Origin of the sequence: Candidatus Pseudomonas auctus (genome assembly GCF_048654275.1) — a bacterium.
Taxonomy (GTDB): Bacteria; Pseudomonadota; Gammaproteobacteria; order Pseudomonadales; family Pseudomonadaceae; genus Aquipseudomonas; species Aquipseudomonas pharyngis.
In genome coordinates this window covers 1-11,060 of the sequence record NZ_JBJYZK010000027.1, presented here as the reverse complement: position 1 = coordinate 11,060, position 11,060 = coordinate 1, and the positions used below count along the sequence as shown (strand labels likewise).

Sequence of the window (11,060 nt, the reverse complement as noted above, 5' to 3'; positions counted from 1 at the left end):
TGTGAGAGTAGGTCATCGTCAAGATTAAATTCCGAAACCCCAATTGCGAAAGCAGTTGGGGTTTTGTTTTGTCCGCAGGAAAGTGCCTGGAGGAAGCTGAAGCTCCAACCGTCACGATCGCAACCATTGGGGAAATCCCTCTGAAATGACCGCCCGGTTTTTGGTATGGTGCAGCTCGTTTTTTAACGGACTGATGTCACGCCCAAGGATCGGCGCTCATTTTTTTGTCAAAGAGTGGCTGCAGAAATGCCCGAACCCATCCCAATCAAAGATCACGAAAAAGAGACGCGGCTGGTCAACAAACGCCTGATCGCCTGTGCCTTGTTCGTCTTCGCCATTAGTTGCACCTTGGTGGTGCGCCTGTACATCTTGCAAGTCGTCGAGTTCGACTACCACTCGACCATCTCCGAAAACAATCGCGTCCATGTCCTGCCGATCCCGCCGACACGCGGCCTGATCTACGATCGCAACGGCGTGTTGCTGGCCGACAACCGTCCCAGCTACAACCTGACGATCACAAGAGAACGTGCGACGGACGTCAACCGGGAGCTGGATGAAGTCATCAACCTCCTGCACCTGCCCGCCGAAGACCGCGCAGTCTTCGACAAGGCCATGAAGCAGTCGCGTCACCCGTTTACACCAGTGACGCTGTTCTATGAGCTGACCGAAGAACAGATCGCCGTGCTGGCAGTCAACGAGTTCCGCCTGCCGGGTCTGGATGTCGAGCCGCAATTCGTTCGTAACTATCCATTGGGCGCACACTTCGCACACTCGATCGGCTATGTCGGCCGTATCAACGAAAAAGAATCCAAGACTCTCGATTCTGTCGAATACCGTGGCACCCAATCCATCGGCAAGACCGGGATCGAACGCTTTTACGAGCCACAACTGCACGGCCACGTCGGTTACGAGGAAGTTGAGACCAACGCTCAGGGTCGCGTACTGCGCGTGCTGAAACACACCGATCCGATACCCGGCAAAAACATCGTTCTGAGCCTTGACGTCAAACTCCAGGAAGCCGCCGAAGCCGCACTGGGCGACCGTCGCGGCTCGGTCGTTGCACTGGACCCCTCGACCGGCGAAGTGCTGGCCATGGTCAGCAACCCGAGCTTCGACCCCAATCTGTTCGTGACCGGCATCAGCTCCAAGGAATATTCCGCGTTGCGCGATTCCATCGACCGCCCGCTGTTCAACCGTGTTTTGCGCGGTCTGTACGCGCCCGGTTCGACGATCAAGCCAGAAGTGGCGATTGCCGGGCTCGACGCCGGCGTGGTCACGCCTCAGACCCGCGTCTTCGATCCGGGTTACTACCAACTGCCTGATTTCGATCACAAGTACCGCAACTGGAACCACAGCGGCGACGGCTGGGTGGACATGGACGCCGCGATCATGCGCTCCAACGACACCTACTTCTACGACCTGGCGCACAAGCTCGGCATCGATCGCCTGCACGACTACATGGCGATGTTCGGCCTCGGCGAGAAAGTCTCGCTCGACATGTTCGAGGAGTCACCCGGCCTGATGCCGTCCCAAGCCTGGAAACGTGCAACTCGTCGTCAGGCCTGGTTCCCTGGCGAGACGGTGATTCTCGGTATCGGCCAGGGCTACATGCAAGTCACGCCACTGCAACTGGCCCAGGCCACCGCGTTGATCGCCAACAAGGGCGTCTGGAACCGTCCGCATCTGGCCAAGACCGTCGACGGCGTAGCACCGGTGGACGAACACCCGATGCCGAATATCCTGCTGAAGGATCCCCGTGACTGGGAACAGGTCAATCATGGCATGCAGATGGTGATGCACGACGCCCGAGGTATTGCCCGTGCGGCGGCGGCCGGTGCGCAATATCGCATCGCCGGCAAGAGCGGTACGGCGCAGGTGGTGGCGATCAAGCAGGGCGAGCGCTACAACCGCGAGAAAACCCTCGAACGTCACCGTGACAACGCCTTGTTCGTTGGCTTTGCGCCCGCCGAACATCCGAAGATCGTGATCTCGGTGATGATCGAAAACGGCGAGGCCGGTGGCCGCGTTGCAGGTCCCGTAGTGCGGCAGATCATGGACGCCTGGCTACTCGACCAGGACGGTCACCTCAAGCCGCAATACGCGGCGCCGACCAAAGCGCCGGGCGATCCCCACGTGTAATCCGTCACAGCTTCACAGCACAGGCTCACGCAAGCTGAGCATGTGCTGGAAGCTGTCGAGGAACACCGTTTCCGCCTGAGTCATCTTCTGCTCGCGATTCCACAGCAGCTGAATATCGAAATCCACCACCCCATCCTCCGGCGGCAAACGCCACAGCAAGCCCTGTTCGACATCCCGCCGAACCAGGTGAATCGGCAGACAGCCAATCCCGAAGCCTGCGCAGATCAGACGGTAAATCTCTTCGAAACTGGTGGAGGATGCGACGATCTTGCCGGTAAAGCCCTGTTGATCACGAAACAGCGTCAACGGCGAAAGATTGCCGCCGAGCTGATCACTGGTGAAGCTGACAAAGTTTTCTGCCGCGAGTTGCTCCAGCGTCAGATTCTGCTGCCCGAACAGCCGGTGCCGCTGTCCGCAAAAGTACGCATAGCGCTCACGAAACAAAACCCGTTGTTCCAGCCTCGGCTGCGGTAGACGACACAATCCGACACCTACCGTAGCGGTCTTTTGCAGCAATGAACTGATGATGTTCGAGCTGCCCATCACCTCGACTTCCAGCTCGATTTTCGGGTGAGTTTCGTGGAAATCCGCAAGAAACTCGTCGTAATGCCGCGCCTGCACGCCACTGACGGTGAGGATGCGGATCTTGCCGACAACGTCGTCATGGCGGTTCTCGACCACCGTGCCCAAACGGGAAATATCGCCGTAGATATCCGCCGCAATCCGCAGGACTTCTTCCCCGGTTTCCGTCAGATCAAAGCGCCTTCCACTGCGCGCAATCAACACACAATCCAGTTGTTCTTCGAGACGTTTCAACGCCTGGCTGACTGCCGACTGGGTGATGTGCAAGCGGGCAGCGGCACGGCTCATGCTGCCTTCCTGCCCGATCACCAGATACGTGCGGAGCAGGTTCCAGTCCAGCCGGTCATTGAGAAAACGCCGGCCAATCCAGGGATTTGCGGAGGAGGTCATGTAGTAGCCACGCTAATAGTAAAGATAAGTTTTTGAAAATTGACTAATCCTTTCACGGAAGCGATAAAGCCCACAAGCGCCACAGAGCGCGACCGTCAGCCGCCTCGACACCTGCCCAAAACTATAAATACACAGGGTTCTTGCATGCACACCACCGCTCAGCCGCGTCGCGCCGCGGCCGCTGCCTTCATTGGCACGACCATCGAGTTCTACGATTTCTACATCTACGCCACCGCCGCCGCATTGGTGCTCGGGCAAGTGTTCTTTCCCAGCAGCGACCCGGTGACCAGCACCCTCGCCGCGTTCGGCAGTTTTGCTGTCGGCTTCATCGCCCGCCCGATGGCCGGGATGGTGTTCGGTCATTTGGGCGATCGTCTCGGTCGCAAGAAAATGCTGCTGGTGACCATGGCGTTGATGGGCTTGGCCACGGCGGGTATCGGTATGTTGCCGAGCTACGCCAGCGTCGGCATCTGGGCGCCCATCGGACTGATCGCGTTGCGCCTGATTCAGGGCATTTCCGTCGGCGGCGAGTGGGGCGGGGCAGTGTTGATGGCTAGTGAGCACGCCCCGGCCAAGCGTAAAACCTTCTATGCCTCCTTTGCACAACTCGGCAGCCCGGCGGGTTTGCTGCTGGCGTTGATCGCGTTTCGACTGGTGACGTCGCTGTCGCCGGAAGACTTCCTCGCCTGGGGTTGGCGTCTACCGTTTCTTGCCAGCGGCGTGCTAATGATGGTCGGCCTGATGATCCGCTCCGGGGTGCATGAATCGCCGGAATTCGCCAAGGCCAAGGACAACAACGAAACCGCTAAATACCCAGTGAAAGACGTGATCCGTCAGTGCTGGCGGCAGATCCTGTTCGCCGCGGCCGCAGTCACCATCGGTTCGGCCGGGTTCTTCTTCACCAACACCTTCATGATCACCTACGTCACCCAATATCAGGGCATTCCGCGCGCGACCATTCTCGACTGCCTGTTCCTGGTGACAGTCATTCAACTGCTGTCGCAACCGTTATCGGCACTGCTCGCCGAGCGTATCGGCGAAGGCCGATTCCTGATGTTGGTGGCGTTGCTGTGCATGGGCACGCCGTACCCGATGTTCCTGCTGGTCGGCACTCAAAACATTCTGTTGATGACCCTCGGCATCGCTGTCGCGGTGGTGATTCTCTCGGCCTTGTACGCGGTGATCGCCGGGTACATGACCCAGGCCTTCCCGGTGCACCTGCGCTACTCGGGGATCTCCATCGCTTACCAGTTGAGCTGTGCGTTGGCCGGCGGTACCACGCCGCTGATCGGCACGCTGCTGGCCAGCAAGTTCTCCGGACAGTGGCTGCCATTGGCGGTGTTCTTCACGCTGCTGTCCGCCCTGTCTCTGATCGGTGTCTGCGGCCTCGCGCGCTTGCGGGCCAACCCGGTCGTCCTTCATACCAACAAAGAGGTGTATTCGTGAGTAAGCCCGCCCACATTGACCCGATCGAATGGCAAGCCCGTTGCGAGCTCGCGGCGTTGTACCGATTGATCGCGCACTTTCGCATGACCGACCTGATCGACACCCACATCACCCTGCGGATTCCGGGGCCTGAGCACCATTTCCTGATCAACCGCTACGGCGTGATTTTCGACCGCATGCGCGCCTCCGATCTGGTGCGCATCGATCAGGACGGGCGCATCGTCGACCCTGAGTACGCCGGGCATCGGGTCAACGCTGCCGGCTTCGTGATCCACTCGGCGATCCACATGGCGCGGCCGGATCTGAACTGCGTGATCCACACCCACACCGCCGCCGGCATGGCCGTCGCCGCGCAGAAACAGGGCCTGCTGCCGATCAGTCAGCACGCGCTGAAGTTCTACGGAAAACTCGCTTACCACACCTACGAAGGTATCGCTCTGTCGCTGGACGAGCGCGATCGGTTGATCGCCGACCTCGGCCCGCACCGGGCGATGATCCTGCGCAATCACGGCCTGCTGGTCGGTGGTTCGAGCGTGGCCCAGGCATTCCAGGAAATCCACTTTCTGGAGCGTGCCTGCCAGGCACAAGTGCAGGCGCTGGCCGGCGGTTGCGAGTTGCATTTCCCGTCGCCGGAAGTCTGCGCCCACACCGCCGAGCAGTTCGACCGCGATGAGCAGGACAACATCATCGACCTGGCCTGGGAGGCCGCATTGACCCTGATCGAATCCCAGCGCGAGTCCTATCTGTCATGAACACCGTTGCACTGATGTCCCGCGATACGCTGTTGCTCAAACAATTGCAGGAAGCCTTTGCCCGCCGTGCGCCGCAGCTTTCAGCGGTGCTGGCCGACGATCCCCGGGCGGCGAATGCGCAGATCGCGGCGTGCTGGTTTCCGCTGCCGGACAGCCTCGCCGCGTTGCCTAATTTGCAAGTGATTCACTCGGTCGCCGCCGGCATTGATCACCTGGAGCACGATCCGTCGTGCCCGGATTTGCCAGTGTGCAGGGTAGTTGATCCCGGCCATCGCCAAGGCATGACCGAGTATGTGCGCTGGGCGGTGATTCACTTTCATCGCGGCTTCGATCAAGTGCTCGAGCAACAACGCCAACAGCATTGGGAGCGACCGCTGCAACGCCCGGCCCGTGAGTTCCGGATCGGTGTGATGGGGCTCGGCTCGCTCGGCAGCGCGATTGCCCAAGACCTGGCCAGTGCCGGTTATGACGTGCGTGGCTGGGCGCGCAGCAAAAAGGATTTACCGGGCGTGCAGACCTTTGCCGGCACCGGTGCTTTCCACCCGTTCCTCGACGGTGTGGAATTGCTGATCAATCTGTTGCCGCTGACTCACGAGACTCGCGGCATCCTCAATCGCCAGACTTTCGAGCACTTGGCAAACGGCGCGGCGCTGGTCAACGTCGGGCGCGGCGGGCACCTGAATATCGAGGATCTGCGACAAGCGCTGGCCCGTGGAAAACTGCGCGGGGCGCTGCTCGATGTCTTCGAACAGGAACCGCTGCCCGCCGATCATCCACTGTGGAAAACCCCGGGCGTGACCATCACTCCGCACATGGCTTCGGCTGCCTCCCACGATTGCATCGCCGATCAGATCGCCGAGAACTTCCGCCGTTTGAATGCCGGCGAGCCGCTGCTCAACAGCGCGGATCGCCTGCTCGGTTACTGATCCGCCAGGCAGGCCTGCAAGCGTTCGATGAACAGCGTTTCGGCGCGGCTCAAGCGCTGGTCGCGGTTCCACAGCAGATGAATGTCGACATCGGCAATACCCTCGTGGGGCGGCAGGCGCCAGAGCAATCCGGCCTCGACGTCCGCTGCCACCACGTGCTCCGGCAGGCAACCGATACCGAACCCGGCGATCACCAGTCGCCGTACTTCTTCCAGGCTCGGCGATGACGCAACGATGCGTCCGCTGAAGCCCTGTTGATCGCGAAAAATCGTCAGCGGCGAGAGCATGCCGCCAATCTGGTCGCTGGTGAAACTGACGAAATTCTCACGCTGCAAATCGCCTTCGCCGATGTCCTGTCGGCCAAACAGCGCGTGGTGTTTGCCACAGAAGAACGCATAGCGTTGACGCAGAAACAGACGCTGTTCCAGACGCGGTTGCGGGCGGCGATTGAGGCTAAGGCCGAGCGTCGCGGTTTTCTCCTGAAGGGCGCTGACGATGTCCGAACTGCGCATCACATCGACCTCCAGATCCACCCGTGGATACTGCCGATGAAAGTCAGCAAGGAAGTCATCGAAACGCTCGGAAAAGATCCGGCTGATGATCAGCAGTCGCACCTTGCCGATCACTTCGTCAGCCGGTTGCTCCAGCAGGCTGCTGACCTGGGACATTTGCCCGTAGATCTCGCCGGCCAGTTCGAAGATCTGCTCGCCGACTTCGGTGAGGGCAAAGCGTGGGCCGCGCCGGGCGATCAACTGGCGACCCAGTTGCTCCTCCAGACGCTTGAGTGCCTGGCTCACCGCCGGTTGAGTCAGGTGCAGACGCGCGGCGGCGCGGCTGATGCTCAGCTCCTGGCCGATTACCCGGAAGGTACGCAGCAGGTTCCAGTCGAGGCGGTCGTTGAGCAGGCGCTGGACGTCGCGTTCGGCCATGGGATTTCTCGATTATAAGGTGGGGTAATACTCGGAATAATAAATAGAAAATTGACTAATCATAGCCCCAGGACGATAAATCACCCCACGACAGGCGCCGCCAGAGCGCCTTGGATTTACGTTTTCCTCCTGCCAAAAAAACAATCAAAGGAGCCCGACCCCATGAAGCCCCACGCTTCGAACCAGCCGCGCCGTGCGGCGGCCGCAGCCTTCATCGGCACCATGATCGAGTGGTACGACTTTTACATCTACGCCACCGCCGCCGCGCTGGTGTTCGGCGCGCTGTTCTTTCCCTCCGACGATCCGCTGTTCAGCACCATGGCCGCATTCGGCACCTTCGCCGTGGGCTTCTTCGCCCGGCCGTTGGGCGGGATCATCTTCGGCCATATCGGCGACCGTATCGGCCGCAAGAAATCCCTGATCATCACGCTGCTCATGATGGGTGTGGTCACGGTGTGCATCGGTCTGCTGCCGACCTACGCGCAGATCGGCGCGGCAGCACCGGTGCTGCTGATTCTGTTGCGCATCGTCCAGGGCATTGCCGTCGGTGGCGAGTGGGGCGGGGCGGTGTTGATGGCCGGTGAGCATGCGCCGAAGGGGCGGCGCAATTTCTTCGCCTCGTTCGCGCAACTGGGCAGTCCGGCGGGTCTGATCCTGTCGCTGCTGGCGTTCAGCGCGGTGACCCGTTTGCCGGAAGAAGATCTGATGAGCTGGGGCTGGCGTCTGCCGTTCCTCGCCAGTGCGCTGTTGCTGTTGGTGGGCCTGGCGATTCGTCTGGGCGTGAATGAGTCACCGGAATTCCTCGCCAGCCGCGAGCAGGCTAGCAAGCAAATCAAGAAAGAGCAGGCGCCGGTGATGGAAGTCCTGCGCACCGCGTGGCGCCCACTGTTGCTGTGCATCGGCGCCAACACGCTGGGCATCGCCGGGGTGTATTTCACCAACACTTTCATGATCGCCTACACCACTCAGCAACTGGCGCTGCCACGTTCGCTGATTCTCGAATGCCTGTTCTTCGTCGCGATCATCCAGTTCTGCATTCAGCCGCTGGCCGCGTGGACGGCGGAGAAGATCGGCGCGACGCGTTTCCTTTGCTTGGTATCGCTGCTGGCGATGGCCTCGCCGTATCCGATGTTCGTGCTGGTCAGCTCGGCCCAAGCGCCGCTGATCATCCTCGGCATCGCGCTGGCGGTGGTGTGCATGGCCTCGTTCTATGCGGTGATCGCCGGTTATGTCAGCGGCATGTTCGAGACCCGCGTGCGCTACACCGCGATCTCGTTGGCCTATCAGATCTGCGGCGCGGTGGCCGGTGGGCTGACGCCGCTGATCGGCACGATGCTCGCGCACAAGTTCACCGGGCAGTGGTGGCCGATGGCGGTGTTCTACAGCCTGATCGCCGGCATTTCGCTGGTGTGCGTGCTGTCCCTCGCCCGTCGTCACGCCAGTGCTCATCGCGCGGAACTGGCCCGTGCCTGACCCGGAATTTCAGGAGAACCTCATGTTGAAAATCAATGGCGAACGCCTGTGGGCGAGCCTGATGGCCATGGCCGAAATCGGTGCGACAGCCCGCGGCGGCAGCTGCCGTCTGGCATTGAGCGACGAAGACAAGGCCGGTCGCGAACTGTTCGCCCACTGGTGCCGCGAAGCCGGCATGACCCTGAGCGTGGATGCCATCGGCAACCTGTTCGCCCGTCGCGCCGGCACCGATCCGGACGCCGCGCCGGTGATGATGGGCAGCCACCTCGACACCCAGCCCGAAGGCGGGCGATTCGACGGTGTCTACGGCGTGCTCGCCGGGCTGGAAGTGGTACGTTGCCTCAACGACCTGAACATCCAGACCCGCAAACCGCTGGAAGTGGCAGTATGGACCAACGAAGAAGGCGCACGCTTCACCCCGGCCATGTTCGGCTCGGCGGTGTTCACCGGGATCATGGATCTGAACGCCGCGCTGGCGGTGCGCGATGTCGATGGCATCAGCGTTGCCGAGGCCTTGCAGCGCACCGGATATGCCGGTGAGCGCCCGTTGGGCGGCGCGGTGGATGCGTATTTTGAAGCGCACATCGAGCAAGGCCCGATCCTCGAGGACAACGCCAAAAGCATCGGCGTGGTCACGGGCGGTCAGGCGATCCGCTGGCTCGATGTGCGTGTCGAAGGCATGGCCGCTCACGCCGGCACCACGCCGATGCTGCTGCGCAAAGATGCGCTGTACGGCGTGGCGCGGATGATTCAGGCGATTGAAGGCTTGGCCACGGATTTTGCCCCCGAAGGCCTGACCACGGTCGGCGAGTTGAGTATCAACAAGTCCTCGCGCAACACCATTCCGGGGCTGGTGAATTTCACCGTCGATCTGCGTCATCACCGCGACGACGCCATTGCCACCATGGAGCAACAAGTCCGCGCCCGCCTGCAGGCGATCGCCGATGGGCGAGGTCTGAATCTGACGATCACCCCGCACTGGATCAGCCCGGCCACACCGTTCGACGCCGAGTGCGTGGCGTCGGTGCAAGAAGCGGTAGATGCGCTGGGCTACGCTCAGCAGTCGATTGTCAGCGGCGCCGGGCATGACGCGATTCATCTTGCACGCTACTGCCCGACGGCGATGGTGTTCATCCCGTGCGTTGGCGGCCTGAGCCACAACGAAGCCGAAGACGTGTTGCCCGAAGATGTGAAGCAGGGCACCGATGTATTGCTCAACGCCGTGCTGGCTCGCGCCGGTCGAATCGAACAGGGAGCCTGAACCATGCGCAGTTTTTTCCACCCCGAACAATTGCTCCACCATCCACGCAGCTATTACTCGCGGGGGCAGATGCGCACGCCGCAGGAAGTCCCCGAGCGTGCGCAACGTCTGGTGCAGGCCGCCCACGGTTTGGGTTTCAGTGTCGAGCAGCCGATCGATGCCGGCCTCGCACCGTTGCTGGCGGTACACGGTGCGCCGTATCTGACGTTCCTTCAGGAAGCGCATGCACGCTGGAAGGAAATCCCCGAAGACTGGGGCGATGAAGTGATGTCGAACATCTTCGTCCGCGAGCCCAACGCCTTGCGCGGCATCCTCGCCCAGGCGGCGCGCTATCTGGCGGACGGCAGTTGCCCGGTCGGCGAGCAGACCTGGCGTTCCGCCTACTGGTCGGCGCAAAGCGCAGTGGCCGGTGCGCAAGCCTTGATCGATGGCGAGCCGGCGGCCTACGCCTTGTGCCGTCCGCCGGGGCACCATGCCCGGGCAGAAGCAGCGGGCGGTTTCTGCTACGTGAACAACGCAGCGGTGGCGGCGCAAGTGCTGTGCGCCAAGTTTGAAAAAGTCGCCGTGCTCGACACCGACATGCACCACGGTCAGGGTATCCAGGAGATTTTCTACGACCGCGATGACGTGCTCTACGTCTCGGTGCATGGTGATCCGACCAACTTCTATCCGGGCGTCGCCGGGTTCGCCGACGAACGCGGCAGCGGCGCGGGGGAGGGCTTCAATCTCAACCTGCCGATGGCCCATGGTTCAAGCGAAGCGGATTTCCTCGGGCAACTGGAAGTCGCATTGAACGCGGTACGCGAGTTCGGCGCCGAGGTGCTGGTGCTGTCGCTGGGTTTCGATATCTATGAGCTGGACCCACAAAGCAAAGTCGCCGTGACTCGTGAGGGCTTTGCGGTACTGGGTGAGCGGATCCGCAGCCTGGATCTGCCATGCCTGATCGTGCAGGAGGGCGGTTATCACCTGGAAAGTCTCGAAGACAATGCCCGAGCGTTTTTCGTGAATGGCGAGGTGTGGCAACGCTGAGGCACCCCACCTGCCGTAGCACCGGTGGTGCTTGCCATCGCCCTGAAGCCATCGCTAGCAAGCTCGCTTGTATGTTTAGACTTGAAGGGGTGGGCGGGACTAAAAGCTCGATTCCGACTCTAGCCAGTACGGA

Annotated in this window: 9 protein-coding genes; 7 read left to right on the top strand and 2 right to left on the bottom strand. The window is 61.3% G+C overall.

Annotated features, from left to right (window positions below; genetic code table 11):
- The first annotated feature begins 246 nt into the window (after nt 1-246).
- Nucleotides 247-2,139, top strand: a complete 1,893-nt coding sequence (mrdA, locus tag ACKUG4_RS28165) for a penicillin-binding protein 2 (RefSeq protein ID WP_445435283.1) — start codon at nt 247-249, stop codon at nt 2,137-2,139.
- Between the two features lie 12 nt (nt 2,140-2,151).
- On the opposite strand, the gene ACKUG4_RS28160 is transcribed toward mrdA, so the two are convergent.
- Complete coding sequence (locus ACKUG4_RS28160) at nt 2,152-3,111, bottom strand: LysR family transcriptional regulator (RefSeq protein ID WP_064381145.1); 960 nt, start codon at nt 3,109-3,111, stop codon at nt 2,152-2,154.
- A 144-nt stretch (nt 3,112-3,255) separates the two neighbouring features.
- Between ACKUG4_RS28160 and ACKUG4_RS28155 the strand changes: the two genes are divergently transcribed.
- From ACKUG4_RS28155 to ACKUG4_RS28145, 3 genes are read left to right on the top strand one after another with little or no spacing between them, the layout of a single operon-like run.
- A complete protein-coding gene (locus tag ACKUG4_RS28155) occupies nt 3,256-4,557 on the top strand; it encodes an MFS transporter (RefSeq protein ID WP_445435282.1) in 1,302 nt (433 codons plus the stop codon).
- The gene (locus ACKUG4_RS28150) at nt 4,554-5,309 is read left to right on the top strand and encodes a class II aldolase/adducin family protein (RefSeq protein ID WP_064598177.1); all 756 of its coding nucleotides are present in this window, start codon (nt 4,554-4,556) and stop codon (nt 5,307-5,309) included. The genes ACKUG4_RS28155 and ACKUG4_RS28150 overlap by 4 nt, the downstream gene beginning before the upstream one ends.
- The gene (locus ACKUG4_RS28145; protein WP_445435281.1) at nt 5,306-6,235 is read left to right on the top strand and encodes a 2-hydroxyacid dehydrogenase; all 930 of its coding nucleotides are present in this window, start codon (nt 5,306-5,308) and stop codon (nt 6,233-6,235) included. The genes ACKUG4_RS28150 and ACKUG4_RS28145 overlap by 4 nt, the downstream gene beginning before the upstream one ends.
- Here the strand turns inward: ACKUG4_RS28145 and ACKUG4_RS28140 are convergent.
- Entirely contained in the window at nt 6,229-7,164 is a 936-nt protein-coding gene (locus tag ACKUG4_RS28140; RefSeq protein WP_064598173.1) for a LysR family transcriptional regulator, read from the bottom strand. The genes ACKUG4_RS28145 and ACKUG4_RS28140 overlap by 7 nt on opposite strands.
- 162 nt (nt 7,165-7,326) lie before the next feature.
- On the opposite strand from ACKUG4_RS28140, the gene ACKUG4_RS28135 reads away from it, so the two are divergent.
- Genes ACKUG4_RS28135 through ACKUG4_RS28125 form a run of 3 tightly spaced genes read left to right on the top strand, consistent with a single transcriptional unit; the run spans nt 7,327 to nt 10,927 of the window.
- Complete coding sequence (locus ACKUG4_RS28135; protein ID WP_085649314.1) at nt 7,327-8,637, top strand: MFS transporter; 1,311 nt, start codon at nt 7,327-7,329, stop codon at nt 8,635-8,637.
- Nucleotides 8,638-8,659: 22 nt separating this feature from the next.
- The gene (locus tag ACKUG4_RS28130; protein WP_445435280.1) at nt 8,660-9,898 is read left to right on the top strand and encodes a Zn-dependent hydrolase; all 1,239 of its coding nucleotides are present in this window, start codon (nt 8,660-8,662) and stop codon (nt 9,896-9,898) included.
- A gap of 3 nt (nt 9,899-9,901) precedes the next feature.
- Nucleotides 9,902-10,927 (top strand): histone deacetylase family protein, encoded by a 1,026-nt coding sequence (locus ACKUG4_RS28125; protein ID WP_445435279.1) that lies wholly within the window; start codon nt 9,902-9,904, stop codon nt 10,925-10,927.
- The last annotated feature ends 133 nt before the right edge of the window (nt 10,928-11,060 follow it).

Bases quoted from the DNA above. Each gene is read 5' to 3' on its own strand.
- ACKUG4_RS28145 (WP_445435281.1), top strand. From the start codon at position 5,306: ATGAACACCGTTGCACTGATGTCCCGCGATACGCTGTTGCTCAAACAA.
- ACKUG4_RS28135 (WP_085649314.1), top strand. From the start codon at position 7,327: ATGAAGCCCCACGCTTCGAACCAGCCGCGCCGTGCGGCGGCCGCAGCC.
- ACKUG4_RS28160 (WP_064381145.1), bottom strand. From the start codon at position 3,111: ATGACCTCCTCCGCAAATCCCTGGATTGGCCGGCGTTTTCTCAATGAC.
- ACKUG4_RS28155 (WP_445435282.1), top strand. From the start codon at position 3,256: ATGCACACCACCGCTCAGCCGCGTCGCGCCGCGGCCGCTGCCTTCATT.
- ACKUG4_RS28130 (WP_445435280.1), top strand. From the start codon at position 8,660: ATGTTGAAAATCAATGGCGAACGCCTGTGGGCGAGCCTGATGGCCATG.
- ACKUG4_RS28140 (WP_064598173.1), bottom strand. From the start codon at position 7,164: ATGGCCGAACGCGACGTCCAGCGCCTGCTCAACGACCGCCTCGACTGG.
- mrdA (WP_445435283.1), top strand. From the start codon at position 247: ATGCCCGAACCCATCCCAATCAAAGATCACGAAAAAGAGACGCGGCTG.
- ACKUG4_RS28125 (WP_445435279.1), top strand. From the start codon at position 9,902: ATGCGCAGTTTTTTCCACCCCGAACAATTGCTCCACCATCCACGCAGC.